Source organism: Glaciihabitans arcticus, assembly GCF_004310685.1.
GTDB lineage: Bacteria > Actinomycetota > Actinomycetes > Actinomycetales > Microbacteriaceae > Conyzicola > Conyzicola arctica.
In genome coordinates this window covers 119209-137834 of record NZ_SISG01000002.1, presented here as the reverse complement: position 1 = coordinate 137834, position 18626 = coordinate 119209, and the positions used below count along the sequence as shown (strand labels likewise).

The window sequence follows — 18626 nt, the reverse complement described above, 5'->3', positions numbered from 1 at the left end:
GCCAGACAACGGAGTCAGCACGTGAGCATTGCCCCCATCACCCGCAGCGTCGAGCAGTACGTTGTCGGTGTCGACTACGGAACCCTCTCCGGTCGGGCCGTCGTCGTGCGCGTGTCCGACGGTGCCGAGCTGGGCTCTGCAACTCTCGACTACCCGCACGCCGTGATGGACACCGTGCTCGCCGCGACCGGTGCCGCGCTCCCGCCCGAGTGGGCGCTGCAGGTGCCGTCCGACTACGTCGATGTGCTCAAGAGCGCGGTCCCGGCCGCAGTGAAGAACGCGGGCATCGACCCGACCGACGTGATCGGCATCGCCACCGACTTCACCGCCTCGACGCCGCTTCCTGTGCTTCGGGATGGCACGCCGCTGAGCGAACTCCCTGAATTCGCCGACCGCCCTCACGCCTACGTCAAGCTGTGGAAGCACCACGCCGCGCAGGGCCAGGCCGACCGGATCAACCAGCTCGCGACATCTCGAGACGAGTCCTGGCTGCCGCGCTACGGCGGCTTCATCTCCAGCGAGTGGGAGTTCGCGAAGGGACTCCAGCTGCTCGAGGAGGACCCGGAGCTCTATCACCGCATGGACCACTGGGTGGAGGCGGCCGACTGGATCGTCTGGCAGCTGAGCGGAACCTACGTCCGCAACGCCTGCACGGCCGGCTACAAGGGCATCCTGCAGGACGGCGCCTACCCGAGCACCGACTTCCTCGGTGCGCTCAACCCGGACTTCGCGAGCTTCGCCGACGACAAGGTCGCGCACGAGATCGGCCAGCTCGGCGACGCGGCCGGAACGCTCACCGCTGAGGCCGCAGCCTGGACGGGACTGCCCGAGGGCATCGCCGTCGCGGTCGGCAATGTCGACGCACACGTCACCGCGCCGGCCGCCCAGGCGGTCGAGCCCGGCCAGATGGTCGCGATCATGGGCACGTCGACCTGCCACGTGATGAACTCCGACGTGCTCGCCGAGGTGCCGGGCATGTGCGGCGTCGTCGACGGCGGCATCATCTCGGGCCTCTACGGTTATGAGGCCGGCCAGTCGGGCGTGGGCGACATCTTCGCCTGGTACGTCAAGAATCAGGTGCCAGCCCGCTACCACGAGGTCGCGGAGGCCGCGGGTCTCAGCATCCACGAACACCTCACTGAACTCGTGCGCGACCAGCCGGTCGGCGCGCACGGGCTCGTAGCCCTCGACTGGCATAACGGCAACCGCTCCGTGCTGGTCGACACCAACCTCTCCGGTGTGGTCTTCGGAACCACCCTGACGACTCGCGCCGAAGAGATCTACCGTGCACTGTTTGAGGCCACCGCGTTCGGCGCCCGCCGCATCGTGGAGACGTTCAATGCCAGCGGCGTCCCCGTGACCGAGTTCATCGTCGCGGGCGGGCTGCTGAAGAACAGCTTCCTCATGCAGGTGTACAGCGACATCCTTCGCCTGCCGATCTCGACCATTGCGAGCGAGCAGGGTCCGGCCCTCGGTTCGGCCATCCACGCCGCCGTCGCAGCCGGTGCATACGAGGATGTCCGTGCCGCCGGCCGCGCCATGGGCAAGTTGAACCGCGCGGTGTATGTACCCAACAGCGCTGCGGCCGACGCCTACGACGCGCTCTACGCGGAATACACCCTGCTGCACGACTACTTCGGCCAGGGCGGCAACGACGTGATGCACCGCCTCAAGACGATCAAGAGGGAGGCCCGCGCATGAACGCCTTCACCCCCGAGGTCCAGGTGGCCATCGCGCGCACTCGCGACGAGGTCGCCCGCCTGCACGAGGAACTCGTGCGCTACGAACTCGTCGTCTGGACGGGCGGCAACATCTCCGCGCGCGTGCCCGGCGCCGACCTGTTCGTCATCAAGCCGAGCGGCGTGAGCTACGACGACCTCGCGCCCGAGAACATGATCCTCTGCGACCTCGAGGGGAGCGTCATCCCGAACACACCGGGCTGGGAGCGCAGCCCGTCGAGCGACACCGCCGCACACGCCTACGTCTACCGCAACCTGCCCGAGGTCGGGGGAGTGGTGCACACGCACTCCACCTACGCCACGGCGTGGGCCGCGCGCGGCGAGGAGATCCCGTGCGTGATCACCGCGATGGCCGATGAGTTCGGCGGGCCAATCCCGGTCGGCCCCTTCGCGATCATCGGCGACGACTCGATCGGGCGCGGTATTGTCGCGACCCTCGAGGGCCACCGCTCGCGCGCCGTGCTCATGCAGAACCACGGCGTCTTCACGATCGGCAAAGACGCGAAGGACGCCGTCAAGGCGGCCGTGATGACCGAGGATGTCGCGCGCACCGTGCACCTCGCGAAGCAGGGTGGGCCGCTCATCCCCATCCCGCAGGACGCGATCGACGCCCTCTTCGACCGTTACCAGAACGTCTACGGACAGCAGCCTGCAGGAGTGACCAAGTGACCCGCTCGATCGTGCCCAACCTCGCCGAGAACCAGGTCTGGTTCCTCACCGGGAGCCAGGACCTCTACGGCGAGGACACCCTGCGCCAGGTGGCCGAGCAGTCGCAGGCCGTCGTCGACCAGCTGAACGCGAGCAGCGACATCCCGGTCACGATCGTCTGGAAGCCGGTGCTGAAGTCGTCGGAGGCGATCCGCCGCGCCATGGTCGACGCGAATTCGGATGACACGGTCGTCGGTGTGATCACCTGGATGCACACCTTCAGCCCCTCGAAGATGTGGATCCACGGGTTCGATACGCTCGCGAAGCCGCTGCTGCACTTCCACACCCAGGCGAACGTCGAGCTGCCGTGGGCGGACATCGACTTCGACTTCATGAACCTCAACCAGGCGGCGCACGGCGACCGCGAGCACGGCTACATCCTCAGCCGCATGAGCATCCCGCGCAAGACGGTCGTCGGGCACGCGAGCAATCCCGTCGTCACGGCGAGCATCGGCACCTGGTCGCGCGCTGCGTCCGGCTGGAAGGCCTCGCAGGGGCTCAAGGTCGCGCGCTTCGGTGACAACATGCGTAACGTCGCCGTCACCGAGGGTGACAAGACCGAGGCGGAGATCCGTCTCGGCGTGAGCGTCAACACCTGGGGCGTCAATGAGCTCGTCGAGCGCGTGGACGCGGCAAGCGCCGCCGACATCGACGCGCTTGTCGCCGAGTACATCGAGACCTACGACGTCGTCGCCGAACTGCTGGTCGGAGGCGCGCGCCACGAGTCGCTGCGCTACGGCGCCGCAATCGAGATCGGGCTGCGATCCTTCCTCGAGGAGGGCGGCTTCGGCGCGTTCACCGACAGCTTCGAAGACCTCGGCGGACTGCGCCAGCTGCCCGGCCTCGCCGTTCAGCGCCTGATGGCCGACGGCTACGGCTTCGGCGGCGAGGGGGATTGGAAGACGGCGGTGCTCGTGCATATTGCCGCGGTCATGGGCTCCGGTCTGCCCGGCGGCGCATCCCTCATGGAGGACTACACCTACGACATGACGCCCGGCGACGAGCTGATTCTCGGTGCCCACATGCTCGAGGTCGCCCCGTCGCTCTCCAGCCGCACGGCGAGCCTCGAGATCCACCCGCTCGGCATCGGCGACAGGGAAGACCCGGTGCGCCTGGTCTTCACCGCCGACGCCGGACCCGCCGTGGTCGTCGCGCTCAGCGACATGCGCGAGCGCTTCCGTCTCGTCGCGAACGCCGTCACCACCGTCGAGCCTCCCGCGAGCCTGCCGAAGCTGCCCGTCGGTCGCGCGGTCTGGAAGCCGGCCCCCGACTTCTCCACGAGCGCGACGGCCTGGCTCACCGCCGGGGCCGCTCACCACACGGTGATGACCACCCAGGTCGGAATCGAGGCGTGGGAGGACTTCGCCCGCATCGCCGACATCGAACTTCTCGTCATCGACGAGAACACCACATCCCGCGGGTTCGCCGGCGAGGTGCGGTCCAACGCCGCCTACTACCGATTGGCGCAGGGCCTGTAACAACTCAATACTTGCCGAGGTCGCCTTTCGATCCTCGGACGAGACCCGGACCTCATGGACGAATCCGGGTAAGCACCAACAGACAATGATGTCCATCTATGAAAGGAAACACAGTGAAGAAGAAAGCACTTCTCTCGCTTGTCGCCGCAAGCGCAATGGTTCTGGGCCTCGCGGCCTGTGCCGGCGGTGGCGGAGACGGCGATAGCGCCGGTGGCGACAAGGGACGCATCGGCGTCGCCATGCCGACCAAGTCCTCCGAGCGTTGGATCGCCGATGGCAACGCCCTCAAGAAGCACCTCGAAGACCAGGGCTACACCGTCGACCTCCAGTACGCAGAAGACGACATCCCCACCCAGGTCAGCCAGATCGAGAACATGATCACCAAGGGTGCAGAGGCCCTGATCGTCGCATCGATCGACGGCACCACGCTCACCAACATCCTCGAAGACGCCGCGAGCCAGGACATCCCGGTCATCGCCTACGACCGTCTGCTGATGAACACGGAGAACGTCGACTACTACGCCACGTTCGACAACTTCCTCGTCGGACAGCAGCAGGCATGGTCGCTCCTCAACGGTCTCGGACTGACCGACCTCGAGGGCAAGGCCATCGAGGGCGCTCCCGAGGGACCGTTCAACATCGAGATGTTCGCAGGTTCGCTCGACGACAACAACGCGTTCTTCTTCTTCAACGGAGCGCAGCAGGAGCTGAAGCCCTTCATCGACAACGGAACCATCGTCGTCAAGAGCGGCCAGGTCAAGATCGAGCAGGCAGCTACCGAGCGTTGGAACGGTGAAGTGGCCCAGAGCCGCATGGAGGACCTCCTCACCGCGAACTACTCCGGTGGCGACAAGGTCGACGGAATCCTCTCGCCCTACGACGGCATCTCGCGAGGAATCATTTCGGCACTGACCGACGGTGACTACACGCTCGGCGACGAGTGGCCCATCATCACCGGCCAGGACGCTGAGATCGACTCGGTCAAGGCGATCAACACCGGCGAGCAGTATGCGACCATCTTCAAGGACACCCGCGAGCTCGCGAAGGTGGCCGGCGACATGGCCATCGCAGCGCTCAACGGTGAAAAGGTGGCGACGAACGACGACTCGACCTACAACAACGAGATCAAGGACGTTCCCTCGTACCTCCTCCAGCCGGTCATCGTGCTGAAGGACAACATCCAGAAGGAACTGATCGACACCGGTTACTGGACCGAAAAGGAGGTCAACGGCTAACACAGCCGTCGACCGAATAACAGTTCCACCATCCGGTGGTGGGGAGTCCTAGACTCCCCACCACCGGGTTCACCACAACGACGTAAGGAAGTGGCTGGCAGTGGCTACTCAGAACGTGACGAACATCCTCGAGATGCGGTCGATCACCAAGACTTTCCCGGGCGTGAAAGCGCTCGCCGACGTGACCCTCGAGGTCGCACGCGGCGAGATCCACGCGATCTGCGGCGAGAACGGCGCAGGCAAGTCCACACTCATGAAGGTGCTCTCGGGCGTGTACCCGTTCGGCACCTACGACGGGGACATCGTCTTCGAGGACGAGGTCGTGCAGTTCAAGGACATCCGCGACTCCGAGGCGAAGGGCATCGTCATCATCCACCAGGAGCTCGCCCTCAGCCCCTACCTCTCCATCGCCGAAAACATCTTCCTCAACAACGAGGTGAAGGGCGCGCTCGGTCTCATCGACTGGAACCGCACCAACCTCGAGGCCTCGAAGCTCCTGGCCCGGGTCGGCCTGCGCGAGAGCCCCACCACGCGCATCATGGACATCGGCGTCGGCAAGCAGCAGCTCGTCGAGATCGCCAAGGCCCTGTCCAAGCGTGTCAAGCTGCTGATTCTGGATGAACCGACCGCGGCTCTCAACGACGAGGACTCGTCCCACCTGCTCGACCTCATCCTGCACCTGAAAGAGCAGGGAATCACGTCGATCATCATCAGCCACAAGCTCAACGAGATCAAGAAGATCGCGGACGCCGTCACCGTGATTCGCGACGGCAACACGATCGAGACGATCTCCAAGAATGACGTCACCGAAGAACGAATCATCAAGGACATGGTCGGCCGCGACCTCGAGCACCGCTACCCGGATCACACGCCCAACATCGGCGAGGAGATCCTGCGCGTCGAGAACTGGACCGCCCACCACCCGCAGGACGTCAACCGGGTCACGGTCAACAACGTCAACCTCAATGTGCGTCGCGGCGAGATCGTCGGCATCGCGGGACTGATGGGCGCGGGTCGCACCGAGTTCGCCATGAGCCTGTTCGGACGCAGTTACGGCTCGCGCATCTCGGGCAAGGTCTTCAAGAACGGCGAGGAGATCAAGACCCGCACCGTCGCCGAGGCGATCGAGAACGGCCTCGCCTATGCCACGGAGGACCGTAAGCAGTACGGCCTCAACCTCATCGAGGACATCAAGCGCAACATCTCCATGGCGTCGCTCGAGAAACTCGTTCACGGCGGACTCGTCAACGACAACGAGGAGTTCAAGGTCGCCAACGAGTACCGCAAGTCGATGAACATCAAGTCGCCGACGGTGCTCGCGAAGACCGGAAAGCTCTCGGGCGGCAACCAGCAGAAGGTGGTGCTGAGCAAGTGGATCTACTCGGACCCTGACGTGCTGATCCTCGATGAGCCCACCCGCGGCATCGACGTCGGCGCTAAGTACGAGATCTACACGATCATCAACCGCCTCGCGAGCGAGGGCAAGGGCATCATCGTCATCTCCTCGGAGCTGCCCGAACTGCTCGGAATCTGCGACCGCATCTACGCCCTCTCCGAGGGAACCATCACCGGCGAGCTGCCCATCGCGGAAGCCAACCCGGAATCCCTCATCAAGCTCATGACCATGGAAAAGCCCCGCTAGCCCCGCGGCTACGGCACCTCAAGGAGTTATCCCCAATGACTGACACAGACAACAAAGCTGTTGGCGCCGTTGTGCAACCGGCGAGCAACCGGTTCACGTCGGCTCTCAGCCACGTGCTGAGCGACCTCGGCAAGAACGGCATCTTCCTGGCGCTGATCGCGGTGGTGGTGCTGTTCGCCATCCTCACCATCCAGGACGGCACGTCGGTGCTGCTGCGCCCGCAGAACATCTCGAACCTGATCGTGCAGAACGGCTACATCCTGATCCTCGCGATCGGCATGGTGCTCGTGATCGTGGCCGGCCACATCGACCTCTCGGTCGGTTCGGTCGCAGCGTTCGTCGGTGCCGTGTCGGGTGTGCTGATTCGGGATGCGGGCTTCTCCTGGTGGATGGCGATCATCGCCGCCCTCGTGGTGGGCGCCCTGGTCGGGGCGTGGCAGGGGTTCTGGATCGCCTACGTCGGCATCCCCGCGTTCATCGTGACCCTGGCCGGCATGCTCATCTTCCGCGGCCTCGCGCTCGTGGTGCTCGGCAACTCGAACGTCGGATCCTTCCCCTCGGAGTACCGCGCACTCGGTAACGGCTTCATCAGCTTCCCGATCGACACCGGCGGGCGCTCGCACATAGACCCCTTCACGCTCGCGATCGGCGCCTTCGCCATCATTGCGCTCATCGTGCAGCAACTGCGCACGCGCAAGGGGCGCTCGGCCTACGGCCAGGACGTCGAGCCGCTCGTCTGGTTCGTGGTCAAGCTCGTCGCCGTGAGCGCCGGAGTCGGCCTCATCACCTACGCGCTCGCCGTGTTCAAGGGCGTGCCGATCACCCTCATCGTGCTCGCCGTGCTGGTGCTCGTCTACGGCATCATCAGCAACCGCAGCGTATTTGGTCGCCACATCTACGCCATCGGTGGAAACCGCCACGCGGCCGAGCTCTCCGGAGTCAAGACGAAGAAGGTCGACTTCTTCATCTTCGTCAATATGGGCCTGCTCGCGGCACTGGCGGGCCTCGTCTTCACCGCGCGACTCAACCTCGCGGGCCCGAAGGCGGGAACCGGCTTCGAACTCGAGGCCATCTCCGCCGCCTTCATCGGTGGTGCGGCAGTGCAGGGCGGTGTCGGAACCATCGGCGGCGCCATCATCGGTGGCCTCATCATCGGTGTTCTGAACAACGGCATGTCGATCCTCGGCATCGGTATCGACTGGCAGCAGGCGGTCAAGGGATTCGTGCTCCTGCTCGCTGTCGCCTTCGACGTGTACAACAAGCGCCGCTCCGGCGGACGCTAGAGCTGCCCCGCGGATGCCCCGGCCACGACTCGTGGCCGGGGCATCCGCGCTTCTACACCTCAGCGGGGTCGGCAGGCTCCGGTGTCACGCGAAGGCCGGCCGGGGAATTGGCCAGCCGCACCAGCTCCTCGACCCATGCCCGGTTGAGTCGCGGCTCACGGCTGCCGACGAAGTCGAATTGCAGGGGGATCGTGGGGTGGATCCAGATGGAGCTGTGACCGCTGCCCGCAGCCACGGTGTACTCCCACGAGAACGTGAAACTCTCGCCCCTGCGCACCTTCGAGAGGATGACGACCTTGAGGTGCGCGAGCACCCGATCGTCGAAGTCGACCGCGATCGACGGGGTGCCGTAGATGAACTTGCCCATGGTTACTGTCCCAGCCCGTCGTCGATTTCACGCATGATGGAGTTGAAGTCCTGCGCCGTGCGCTCAGCCTCGGGGTTGCTTTCGACGACGCCCACGATGCCGATCTGAGGCATCACCGGAACCGGGAACCGCGCTGCCTCCTCGGCATCGCTGATCCCTCCGACATCTGCGACGTCGAATTGGCTGGCGGGGCTCAGCAGCAGGGTGTGCACCGTGACCTCCCCGTTCTCTTCGAGCACGGGGATGTCGACCGTCACGCTGTTCTCGGCGTCAGCGACCGAGGTGGTGTACTCCAGCAGGGCGGCGGTGATGGCGTTTCCGGTCACAAGAGACCCGCCGCTATAGGTGATGCGCTTCATACCTGACAGTATCCCAGTGAGATGCGGCCCCCACCGCGCCTCTGGGTTCGGGATGCCCCGCGCCGTCGACCCCCGGCTCCGCCGAGCCCTCGAGTTGCGGAAATTCGACTTTCAGGGCCGGTCGAGCGTCGATAATCCGCATCTGGACCGTTTGTCTGGCGGGTGAGAACCCTCACATTGGCGGGGCAGCGGCGCGAAGAGCGCGGCATCCCGGAGCAGCGGATATCAGGATAGAGCGGGGGCAGCCCCGGAAACACGGGGCTGAGGGGCCGCTCCGTTATCCAACTGTGACATTGGCGTATTGTTGAGCGGCAAATGTGAGCGCTAACATCGCCAGTGACCAGAATGAACTGGTCGGCCGGATAACCATCCTCGTGTTGCAGTCACCACGGGTTCCGGAACACTGAACAAGGAGGTTTAGTTCAATGAAGAAACTCATTGGTGCCGCAGCAGTCGGCGCGATGCTCATCGCCCTCACCGGTTGCGCCACAGGCGGCCCGGATGCCGGCAGCGGCGGCGGCGGAACGGACGACCTCATCGTCGGCTTCTCCCAGGTCGGCGCGGAAAGCGGATGGCGCACGGCCAACACGATCTCCATCCAGGGCTCGTTCAAGGCCGCGGACATCGAGCTCAAGTTCTCGGACGCCCAGGGCAAGCAGGAGAACCAGATCAAGGCGATCCGCTCGTACATCCAGCAGGGCGTCGACGTGATCGCGTTCTCGCCGGTCGTCGAATCCGGTTGGGACACCGTTCTCGGCGAGGCCAAGGCGGCGGGCATCCCCGTTGTGCTGACCGACCGCTCGGTCGACTCGACCGACGACACGCTCTACGAGTCCTTCCTCGGCTCCGACTTCATCCTCGAGGGTGAGAAGGCCGGCGACTGGGTCAACACCGAGTTCGCCGACGCGACCGACGTCAAGGTGGTCGAGCTGCAGGGAACAACCGGTGCCGCACCGGCCAACGACCGCGCCGAGGGTTTCCGTAACAAGGTCACCGACCCGAAGTTCGACATCGTGGCAACCCAGACGGGCGACTTCACTCGCGCTGGTGGCAAGCAGGTCATGGAGGCGTTCCTCAAGGCCAACCCCAAGATCGACCTCGTCTACGCCCACAATGACGACATGGGGCTCGGTGCCATCGAGGCGATCGAGGCTGCCGGACTCGTTCCCGGCAAGGACATCAAGATCGTCACTGTTGACGCGGTGAAGGACGGCATGACGGCCCTCGCGGCCGGCAAGATCAACTTCATTGTGGAGTGCTCGCCGCTGCTGGGAGACCAGCTCGTCGACATCGCCAAGAAGGTCGCTGCCGGTGAGACCGTCGAGAAGCGTATCGTCACGGAGGAGACGACCTTCGACCAGGAGCAGGCCAAGGCCGCGCTTCCGGACCGCAAGTACTAAAAATCTGAACTGAGGATGGCGCGGCTCAGGCCGCGCCATCCTCAACGTCATCCCTGACGACTCGATGAAGAGTGAGGAAACCCGCATGACGACCACGCCCATCGTGGAGATGACCGACATCTCGATCACCTTCCCCGGCGTCAAGGCGCTCGACTCGGTGAGCTTCCGGATGTTCCCGGGCGAGGTCCACTCGCTCATGGGTGAGAACGGCGCGGGCAAGTCCACGCTCATCAAGGCCCTCACCGGCGTCTACGGAATCGACAGCGGCGAGATCCGCCTCGGCGGCCAGCCGCTCGCCATCAGCTCTCCGGCACAGTCGCAGGCTGCCGGCATCAGCACCGTCTACCAGGAGGTCAACCTCCTCCCCAATCTCTCCGTCGCTGAGAACATCATGCTCGGGCGCGAGCCCCGCCGTTTCGGCACCATCGACTGGCGGGCGACCCGTGATCGGGCTTCCGAACTGCTCGCCCGCCTGCACCTCGACATCGACCCGTCTTCGCAGCTCAGCACCCACTCGCTCGCTGTGCAGCAGCTCGTCGCGATCGCGCGGGCGACCGACATCGATGCCAAGGTGCTGATTCTGGATGAACCGACCTCGAGCCTCGACGCCGACGAGGTCGCCGAACTCTTCCGGGTGATCCGCGACCTCAAGGAGGCCGGAGTCGCCATCCTGTTCGTGTCGCACTTCCTCGACCAGGTCTACGAGATCTCGGACCGGCTGACCGTGCTGCGCAACGGCACGCTCGTCGGCGAGTACCTGACCGCGGACATCCTGCGCATCGAACTCGTGCACAAGATGATCGGCAAGGAGCTCGCCGTGCTCGACGACCTCGAGGCGAAGTCGCGCACGACGACCACGGACGACAGCGTCGAGAAGCCGTTCCTCGAGGCGACCGGACTCGGCCGCAAGGGCTTGATCGAGCCCTTCGACCTGCGGATCAACGAGGGCGAGGTGGTCGGCCTTGCCGGCCTGCTCGGCTCGGGCCGCACCGAGGTGGTGCGCCTGCTCACGGGTGCCGACCACGCGGACTCCGGCGAGCTGAAGGTCGGGGGTGTGCGCAAGAAGTTCCGCACCCCGCGCGCGGCGCTCCGCGAGCGCATCGCCTACTCCTCCGAGGACCGCAAGAAAGAGGGGATCGTCGAGGACCTCAGCGTGCGGGACAACATCGTGCTCGCCCTACAGGCCGACCGCGGCTGGCTCAGGCGCATCCCGAAGCGTCGAGCGGACGAGCTCGTGCAGAGCTATATCCAGGCGCTGAACATCCGGCCGGCCAACCCCGACGCGCTCGTCGGCAACCTGTCGGGCGGCAACCAGCAGAAGGTGCTTCTCGCCCGCTGGCTCGCCGTCGCACCCCGGCTGCTCGTGCTCGACGAGCCGACCCGCGGCATCGACGTGGGGGCGAAGGCCGAGATCCAGAAGCTCGTATCGAACCTCGCCGAGGAAGGGATGTCGGTGATCTTCATCTCCGCCGAACTTGAGGAGGTGCTGCGGCTCAGCCACCGCATCGCGGTGATGCGCGACCGGCGCAAGGTCGCCGACCTTCCCAACGAAGACATCTCAGTGGGCCAGATCATGGGCCTCATCGCGAGCGGAGCCGAAGCATGAACATCCCCGACATCTGGCGCGGCCTGACCCGGAGCCGCCTGTTCTGGCCGGTTCTCACCCTCGTCGCCCTCGCGATCCTGAACGTGGTCGTCGCGCCGAACTTCTTCTCGATCCAGGTCAAGGACGGGCACCTGTTCGGCAGCATCATCGACATTCTGCGCAACGGTGCGCCGACCATCCTTGTCGCGCTCGGGATGACGCTCGTCATCGCAACCCGCGGCATCGACCTCTCGGTCGGCGCGATCGTCGCCATCTCCGGCGCCCTCGCCTGCACGATCATCGCGGATGCCCCCGACGGCAACAACCCCGGCACCGTCGTCTTCGCTGTGGCCGTGTCTCTCGTCTTCTCGCTCGTGCTGGGCAGCTGGAACGGGCTGCTCGTCTCCGTGTTCGGCATCCAGCCGATCATCGCGACGCTCATTCTCATGACGGCCGGTCGCGGCATCGCGATGCTCATCACCGAGGGCCAGATCATCACGGTTTCAAGCGCGCCCTACAAGGTGATCGGCGCGGGCTACTGGTTCGGCCTGCCCGCCTCGATCGTGATCGCCGGCATCATGTTCGCCATCGCCGCGCTGTTCACACGCCGCACGGCACTCGGCCTGCTGATCGAGTCGGTCGGCATCAACCCCGAGGCGTCGAGGCTCGCAGGCATCCGGTCGCGAGGGATCATCTGGACCGTCTACGTCTTCAGCGCCGTCTGCGCTGCTATCGCGGGCCTGATGATCTCGTCGAACGTGACCGCGGCCGACGCCAACAGCGCGGGGCTCTACATCGAGATGGACGCCATCCTCGCGGTCGTGATCGGCGGCACCTCGCTCGCGGGCGGCCGTTACTCGCTCACGGGGTCGCTCATCGGGGCGTTCGTGATCCAGACCCTCACGACCACCGTCTACACGATCGGCATCGCGCCCGAGATCACCCTCGTCTTCAAGGCGCTCGTCGTGATCGCCGTCTGCCTGCTGCAATCGCCGGTCGTTCAGGCCCGGATGCATCGGCGCAAGGCCGCCCCACCCCTGCCGCCCGTGCCGAGCGGCACCATCACCACGCCCGTTGCCGCCGAGACCGCCGGAGTCGCATCATGACCACAACACCCGTGGCCCCGGCCTTCCTCGAACGCATCGGCGTCTCGCGGTTCATCCCGTCGTCGAAGTTCTCCTCGGTGATCGTGACCTTCGTGCTGCTGGTCGTGATGTTCGGAGTCGGCGCCAGCCGGTACCGCAACTTCGCGAGCGGCCAGGTGATCCTCAACCTCTTCGTGGACAACGCGTTCCTCATCGTTTTGGCAGTCGGGATGACGTTCGTCATCCTCACCGGAGGCATCGACCTCTCGGTCGGCTCTGTCGTCGCCCTCTCGACCATGATCGCGGCCTCGCTCGCGCGCGACGGCTGGCCACCGATGGTCATCATCGCGATCGTGCTCGTCGCGGGTTCGACGATCGGACTGCTGAGCGGGCTCGTGATCCACTACTTCCAGATCCAACCGTTCATCGTGACGCTCGCCGCGATGTTCCTCGCGCGGGGGCTCTGCTACGTGATCAGCCTCAACTCGATCTCGATCACCGATCCGTTCTTCACCGCGATGGCGAACACCCGCATCCCGATCGCGGATCGTATGTCGATCACGCCGAGCGTGATCATCGCGCTCGTCGTCGTCGCCATCGGGTTCCTTGTGCTGCACTACACGCGCACCGGTCGCACCGTGTACGCGATCGGCGGCGGTGAGCACTCGGCGATGCTCATGGGCCTCCCGGTCTCGCGCACCAAGGTGCTCGTCTACGTGATCAGCGGCTTCTGCTCGGCGGTCGCCGGGGTGCTCTTCACCTTCTATACGCTTTCGGGCTACAGCCTCACGGCCGTCGGCATGGAGCTCGACGCGATCGCAGCAGTCGTCATCGGCGGCACCCTGCTCACGGGTGGCTACGGGTTCGTACTCGGTTCGCTGCTGGGCGTGCTGCTGCTCGGCATCATCCAGACCATCATCAGCTTCGAGGGCACGCTCAGTTCGTGGTGGACGAAGATCGTCATCGGCGGACTGCTGCTCGTCTTCATCGTGCTGCAGCGGGTTCTCACCGCGCGACGCAAGTGACGTGCAGCCAATAAAGTTGGGTAGCGGCGAGACCTGCTGCGAACAATCCGGGGGCCAACGAGTTCGGTGAGTACAGAAGACAGGGCACGCGTCGCGAACATCTTCGATGTCGCGCGCCTCGCCGGGGTCTCCCACCAGACCGTCTCGCGCGTCGTCAACAACCTTCCCAACGTGCGCCCCGCGACCCGGCAGCGCGTCGAGGACGCCATCAAGCAGCTGCGGTACCGCCCGTCGACCGCTGCCCGTTCGCTCGTGACTCGCAGGTCGCGCACGATCGGCCTGATCACCACGGGTAGCCCGGACTACGGGCCATCCAGTACGCTCATCGGCTTCAACGAGGCGGCGCGCAAGGCCCGCTATCTCGTGAGCATCACGAGCATGCTTGAGGCCGACTCCGCATCGATGCGCCAGTCCGTCGACCTGCTGCTCAGCCAGAACGTCGAGGGGCTCGTGTTGATCGCCGCCCACCGTGGAGCGCTCGAGGCGATCCAGGGAATCGACCTCGGTGTGCCGCTCGTCGCCGTGGAGAGTTCGGGTCGCCTCGGTTTCCACAGTGTCTCGATCGACCAGTACCAGGGCGCCTACGACGCGACGATGCACCTCATCGAGCTCGGGCATCGCGAGATCGTGCATCTCGCCGGCCCCGACCACTCAATGGATGCGACGGAGCGCGTGCGGGGCTGGCGTGCTGCGCTCTCCGAGCATGGCCTGGTGGCACGCGAGCCGCTCGTCGGTGACTGGTCACCCGCGAGCGGATACCGGGTCGGGCAGCAGCTCGCGCGTGCCGGTGGCTTCACGGGGATCTTCGCGGGCAACGACCAGATGGCGCTCGGCGCGATGCACGCGCTCGGCCAGGCCGGTGTCTCGATCCCGGGCGACGTGAGTGTGATCGGGTTCGACGACATCCCCGAGGCCGAGCACTTCAGCCCGCCGCTCACGACGATCCGGCAGGACTTCTCCGAGCTCGGCCGCACGGTCATGTCGACGCTGCTCGAACTCATCCTCGACGGCACCCTCGAGGAGGCCCCGCACCCTGCGCCGCAGCTCGTGGCGCGCGAGTCGACGGGCCCGCTCAGCCTTCGATCATGATGTCGATGGATGACGTTTCGCCCGCCCGCAGCTGCACGTCGACGACCCGCCCGCGCACGCGCACCTCGAAGTCTCCCGCGAAGGCCTCGACGGCGACTCGTCCGAGCCGGTCGGTGCGCAGCGTGGTCGGCCCGAGCCACCACTCATCCTTGAGCAGTGACCGCATCGCCTCGTAGGACGGCTTGGGTGTGCCGTCCGCGCGTACGAGTCCGACCGGCGCTCCGAGCCAGGCGCCCGCATCGGTGAAACCCCAGTAGGTGACCGATGCGACGGCGGGGTGCGCGAGCAGCGAGCGATAGTGGCGCACCATCTCCTCGGCCTGTCTCTCCTCGCCTGCCTCGGTGGATGGCCAGGAATCAACGTGGTAGTCGTTGAGATCTTCGATCCCGGGCGGCATGAGGTCGCCCGAGAGCAGCGTGGTCTCGGTGAGGTGCAGCGGCAACTCGTAGCGTGCGAAGCGCTCGAGAATCTCCGCGATGGCGTCCTCGCCCCGATAGCCCTGGTGCATGTGGGTCTGCAGGCCGATTCCGTCGATCGGGATCGCAGCCTCGAGCACGGCCTCGATGAGCACCTCGTAGGCTGACGACAGGTCGAAGTCATTGATGAGCAGGGTCGCGGCGGGATTAGCGGCGCGGGCCTCCTCGACCGCGAGTCGGATCATGGGTATGCGGCCCACGTCACGGCTCAGAGCGGTGATCGCGTTCGCCTGGCGGTCGAAGACGGGCATGATCACGGCCTCGTTGATCGCATCCCACGTGTCGATCAGCCCGGCGAAGTCGGAGACCTCTCGGCGCACACGAAGCCGCTGTGCGAGCTCGACCTCGTCGAGCGACAGCTCGAGCAGCCAGTCGGGGGAGAGGGTGTGCCAGACGAGCGGGTGACCCTTGAGTCTCACACCGCGGTCGGCGAACCAGCGCGCGGAACGCAGCAGGCGACGGGTGTCGGTGTGGCCCGGTCTCGGTTCAAAGCCGCTCCAGTAGAACGGAAGGGTCGCGGTGTTGAACAGGTCGAGCCAGAGGTCGGCGAGACCCTCGAGGTCGGCGGACGGGCGGCCGAAGGCGGGGCTCGTCGAGGGTCCGAGGTCGTCATCCCGACTCGCCAGGTCGAGGAAATCGAAGCCGATGTTGCCGAAGGCGAAGGCGTGCCGCTTCTGCTCGAGGTGCACGGTGCGGTCGGGCAGCGGCTGCCCAGACGCATCGCACACCGTGACGACTGCCTGGCCCAGGCGGTGCCGCACCGAGGTATCGAACTGCGTGACGACCGTCATGACCCGCGCCGCACCAGTTCGGTGAAGGTCGGGTGCAGCAGGCGGTCGAAGCCGACAGTGCGCGCCGGGCCGACGACGTCGATGCGCTGCGTGATCGGGATGTCCCCACTTGACCGCCCCAGCCCGAGCACGAGTTCCCCGGGCTCGACGATGCGCACGCCGCCGCGCGCGGTGAAGTTCGCGAGCTCGGCGGGAACGTCGACCGAGATATCGACCTCCTGCCCGGCGGCGAGTTCGAGACGGAGGAAGCCGAGCAGTCGTTGCGCGGGTCGCACGATCGAGGCGACGGGATCGTGCAGGTACAGCTGCACGACCTCGGTGCCGGCGCGGTCGCCGGTGTTGCGCAACCGGAGGGCGAGGGTGGCCGAACTGTCGATCGGAACAGTCGACGGCCCATGTTCGAGAGCTTCCCATTCGAACGCCGCATAGCCGAGCCCGTGTCCGAACGGGAACGCCGCGCTGGGGTCGATGTTCGAGACCTCGGTGGGGCCGGCGAGATGGGCGGCGAGGTAGGTCGACGGCTGGGCGCCCGGAAGCGCGGGAACGCTCACCGGGAGCCGGCCTCCGGGATTCACCCGGCCGCTCAGCACTCCGGCGATGGCGCGCGTCCCTTCCTGGCCGGGGAAGAACGTCTGCACGATGGCGGCGGCCTCCGTGACGGCACGGCCGAGTGCGTACGGCCGCCCGGCGAGCAGCACCACGATGGTCGGGGTGCCGGTGGCGAGCACCGCGTCGAGCAGCTGCTGCTGGCTGCCGGGCAGCGCGAGGGATTCCGCGTCGCAGCCCTCGCCGCTTGTGCCGCGACCGAACAGCCCGGCCCGGTCGCCGAGAGCGACGATCGCGACATCCGCCGTTCTCGCTGCGGTGACGGCCGCCTCGATGCTGGCGGTCTCGCCGCCGTCGATCGTGGTGCCGAGGGCATAGTCGACTGCGCCGAACTCGGCGCTCAGCGATTCGAGCAGAGTAGGTAGCTCGATGCCGACGGCGACTCCCGGGTGCTGCACGCCGACGTGGGCGGGAAAGGAATAGCAGCCGAGCACCGCAAAGGGGTCGTTCGAGGTTGGCCCGATCGCCGCGATCCGAGACGGGCGGCCGAGGGGCAGGATGCCGTTGTTGGTGAGCAGCACGACCGACTGCTCGGCGATGAGACCGGCGAGCTCTCGGTTGTCGGCCGAGTCGAGGTCGATTGCCGCGGCCACGGCGCCCGAATCGTCCAGGTCGACGCCGACGAGCGCGGGAGGAACGGGCGACCAGTCTGTGTCGAGCAGTCCGAGTCCGGCCTTCTGCAGGAGTACCCGGCGCAGTGCACGATCCACGAGGCCCTCGTCGATGGCGCCCTTGCGCACGGCGTCGATGAGCGGAGGCCCGAAGGTCTTTACGGTGGGCAGCTCGACGTCGACCCCTGCCTCGAGGGCGAGACCCGCGGCCTCGGCCCAGGTTCCCGCGACGCCGTGCAGGAGCTTGAGGAACGCGACGCCGAAGTAGTCGGCGACCACGGTTCCCTCGAAGCCCCAGGCGTCGCGCAACAGTCCGGTGAGCAGCTCGGCGTCGGCGGCGGCGGGAACGCCGTCGATGTCGGTATACGCGTGCATGACCGAGCGCGGTCCGCCCTCGCGGAGCACCATCTCGAACGGGGGAAGCAGCACGTCGGCGAGCTCGCGCGGACCGACCGAGACCGGGGCGAGGTTGCGCCCGGCCTTGGATGCCGAGTAGCCGACGAAATGTTTGAGCGTTGCGACGATGCCGGCCGATTCGAGACCGCGCACGTAGGCCGCACCGATCGAGCCCACGAGGTACGGGTCCTCGCCGATGGTTTCCTCGACTCGTCCCCAGCGCGCGTCGCGCACCACGTCCAGCACGGGGGCGAGGCCCTGGTGGATACCGACGGAGCGCATGTCGGAACCGATGCGCCGCGACATCCTCTCGATCAATTGCGGATGGAAGGTCGCGCCCCACGACAGGGGCACCGGATAGGCGGTCGCGCCCCACGCGGCGAAGCCGGCGAGGCACTCCTCATGGGCGACTGCCGGGATGCCGAACCTGCCCTCGCGGGCGATGCGGGCCTGGGTGCGCAGTAGGGAGAGCGCGCCGGTTCCCGCGTTGACGGGTGCGCTGCCGAATGGGCGGGTGAGCTGCCCGAGACCGTTCGGCAGCAGGGCGTCGAGGTCGATCACGTCGTCCATGTCGTGCTGGTGCGGCGCGACATCCCCGCCCTCGGTCGAGGCGCCGACCCACACGCCGACCAGCTGGGCGACCTTCTCCTCGAGGGTCATGAGCTCCACGAGAGCGTCGACGCGCTCCGCGACGGGGAGATCGGTGTTCTGCCACGTGGGCACGGGGGGAGCTGCAGTGCTCAACGTCGTT

15 protein-coding genes are annotated in these 18626 nt (G+C 66.3%); 11 read left to right on the top strand and 4 right to left on the bottom strand.

Going from position 1 to position 18626, the window contains the following annotated elements; genetic code table 11:
• Window positions 1-27 precede the first annotated feature (27 nt).
• The 6 genes from araB to mmsB all read left to right on the top strand — a co-directional run bounded on the left by araB (window position 28) and on the right by mmsB (window position 8085).
• The gene (gene araB / locus EYE40_RS14810) at window positions 28-1701 is read left to right on the top strand and encodes a ribulokinase (protein ID WP_204742281.1); all 1674 of its coding nucleotides are present in this window, start codon (window positions 28-30) and stop codon (window positions 1699-1701) included.
• On the top strand, window positions 1698-2408 hold the full coding sequence (locus EYE40_RS14805) for an L-ribulose-5-phosphate 4-epimerase (RefSeq protein WP_130983042.1): 711 nt from the start codon (window positions 1698-1700) through the stop codon (window positions 2406-2408). The genes araB and EYE40_RS14805 overlap by 4 nt, the downstream gene beginning before the upstream one ends.
• Before the next feature lie 8 nt (window positions 2409-2416).
• Entirely contained in the window at window positions 2417-3925 is a 1509-nt protein-coding gene (gene araA, locus EYE40_RS14800; protein ID WP_420810073.1) for an L-arabinose isomerase, read from the top strand.
• A gap of 155 nt (window positions 3926-4080) precedes the next feature.
• The gene (gene chvE / locus EYE40_RS14795) at window positions 4081-5160 is read left to right on the top strand and encodes a multiple monosaccharide ABC transporter substrate-binding protein (RefSeq protein WP_420810072.1); all 1080 of its coding nucleotides are present in this window, start codon (window positions 4081-4083) and stop codon (window positions 5158-5160) included.
• Window positions 5161-5293: 133 nt separating this feature from the next.
• Complete coding sequence (mmsA, locus tag EYE40_RS14790; protein ID WP_130983147.1) at window positions 5294-6802, top strand: multiple monosaccharide ABC transporter ATP-binding protein; 1509 nt, start codon at window positions 5294-5296, stop codon at window positions 6800-6802.
• Window positions 6803-6837: 35 nt separating this feature from the next.
• Window positions 6838-8085, top strand: coding sequence for a multiple monosaccharide ABC transporter permease (gene mmsB / locus EYE40_RS14785; RefSeq protein WP_130983039.1), 1248 nt, complete (start codon window positions 6838-6840; stop codon window positions 8083-8085).
• Window positions 8086-8137: 52 nt separating this feature from the next.
• Here mmsB and EYE40_RS14780 read toward each other — a convergent pair whose 3' ends face one another.
• Both EYE40_RS14780 and EYE40_RS14775 read right to left on the bottom strand, forming a co-directional pair.
• On the bottom strand, window positions 8138-8452 hold the full coding sequence (locus EYE40_RS14780) for a DUF7882 family protein (RefSeq protein WP_130983038.1): 315 nt from the start codon (window positions 8450-8452) through the stop codon (window positions 8138-8140).
• A 2-nt stretch (window positions 8453-8454) separates the two neighbouring features.
• A complete protein-coding gene (locus EYE40_RS14775) occupies window positions 8455-8811 on the bottom strand; it encodes a hypothetical protein (protein WP_130983037.1) in 357 nt (118 codons plus the stop codon).
• A 425-nt stretch (window positions 8812-9236) separates the two neighbouring features.
• Between EYE40_RS14775 and EYE40_RS14770 the strand changes: the two genes are divergently transcribed.
• From EYE40_RS14770 to EYE40_RS14750, 5 genes are all read left to right on the top strand, one after another.
• Window positions 9237-10211: an ABC transporter substrate-binding protein gene (locus EYE40_RS14770; protein ID WP_130983036.1), complete on the top strand. Its 975-nt coding sequence runs from the start codon at window positions 9237-9239 to the stop codon at window positions 10209-10211.
• A gap of 85 nt (window positions 10212-10296) precedes the next feature.
• On the top strand, window positions 10297-11817 hold the full coding sequence (locus EYE40_RS14765; RefSeq protein WP_130983035.1) for a sugar ABC transporter ATP-binding protein: 1521 nt from the start codon (window positions 10297-10299) through the stop codon (window positions 11815-11817).
• Window positions 11814-12902 carry an ABC transporter permease gene (locus tag EYE40_RS14760; protein ID WP_130983034.1) on the top strand — a complete coding sequence of 363 codons (1089 nt, stop codon included), beginning with the start codon at window positions 11814-11816 and terminating at the stop codon, window positions 12900-12902. Before EYE40_RS14765 ends, EYE40_RS14760 begins: the two co-directional genes overlap by 4 nt.
• Window positions 12899-13906, top strand: coding sequence for a galactofuranose ABC transporter, permease protein YjfF (yjfF, locus tag EYE40_RS14755; protein WP_130983033.1), 1008 nt, complete (start codon window positions 12899-12901; stop codon window positions 13904-13906). The genes EYE40_RS14760 and yjfF overlap by 4 nt, the downstream gene beginning before the upstream one ends.
• Window positions 13907-13972: 66 nt before the next feature.
• Window positions 13973-14995 carry a LacI family DNA-binding transcriptional regulator gene (locus EYE40_RS14750; RefSeq protein WP_130983032.1) on the top strand — a complete coding sequence of 341 codons (1023 nt, stop codon included), beginning with the start codon at window positions 13973-13975 and terminating at the stop codon, window positions 14993-14995.
• Here EYE40_RS14750 and EYE40_RS14745 read toward each other — a convergent pair.
• Both EYE40_RS14745 and EYE40_RS14740 read right to left on the bottom strand, forming a co-directional pair.
• The gene (locus EYE40_RS14745; protein ID WP_130983031.1) at window positions 14979-16262 is read right to left on the bottom strand and encodes an endo-1,4-beta-xylanase; all 1284 of its coding nucleotides are present in this window, start codon (window positions 16260-16262) and stop codon (window positions 14979-14981) included. The two genes, EYE40_RS14750 and EYE40_RS14745, sit on opposite strands and share 17 nt — an antisense overlap.
• The gene (locus EYE40_RS14740; protein WP_240034865.1) at window positions 16259-18598 is read right to left on the bottom strand and encodes a beta-xylosidase/alpha-l-arabinosidase; all 2340 of its coding nucleotides are present in this window, start codon (window positions 18596-18598) and stop codon (window positions 16259-16261) included. The genes EYE40_RS14745 and EYE40_RS14740 overlap by 4 nt, the downstream gene beginning before the upstream one ends.
• Window positions 18599-18626: the final 28 nt, after the last annotated feature.

Coding starts and splice junctions, on each gene's coding strand:
- yjfF (WP_130983033.1), top strand. CDS start 12,899: ATGACCACAACACCCGTGGCCCCGGCCTTCCTCGAACGCATCGGCGTC.
- mmsA (WP_130983147.1), top strand. CDS start 5,294: ATGCGGTCGATCACCAAGACTTTCCCGGGCGTGAAAGCGCTCGCCGAC.
- chvE (WP_420810072.1), top strand. CDS start 4,081: ATGGTTCTGGGCCTCGCGGCCTGTGCCGGCGGTGGCGGAGACGGCGAT.
- EYE40_RS14780 (WP_130983038.1), bottom strand. CDS start 8,452: ATGGGCAAGTTCATCTACGGCACCCCGTCGATCGCGGTCGACTTCGAC.
- EYE40_RS14775 (WP_130983037.1), bottom strand. CDS start 8,811: ATGAAGCGCATCACCTATAGCGGCGGGTCTCTTGTGACCGGAAACGCC.
- EYE40_RS14745 (WP_130983031.1), bottom strand. CDS start 16,262: ATGACGGTCGTCACGCAGTTCGATACCTCGGTGCGGCACCGCCTGGGC.
- EYE40_RS14760 (WP_130983034.1), top strand. CDS start 11,814: ATGAACATCCCCGACATCTGGCGCGGCCTGACCCGGAGCCGCCTGTTC.
- EYE40_RS14805 (WP_130983042.1), top strand. CDS start 1,698: ATGAACGCCTTCACCCCCGAGGTCCAGGTGGCCATCGCGCGCACTCGC.
- mmsB (WP_130983039.1), top strand. CDS start 6,838: ATGACTGACACAGACAACAAAGCTGTTGGCGCCGTTGTGCAACCGGCG.
- EYE40_RS14770 (WP_130983036.1), top strand. CDS start 9,237: ATGAAGAAACTCATTGGTGCCGCAGCAGTCGGCGCGATGCTCATCGCC.
- EYE40_RS14765 (WP_130983035.1), top strand. CDS start 10,297: ATGACGACCACGCCCATCGTGGAGATGACCGACATCTCGATCACCTTC.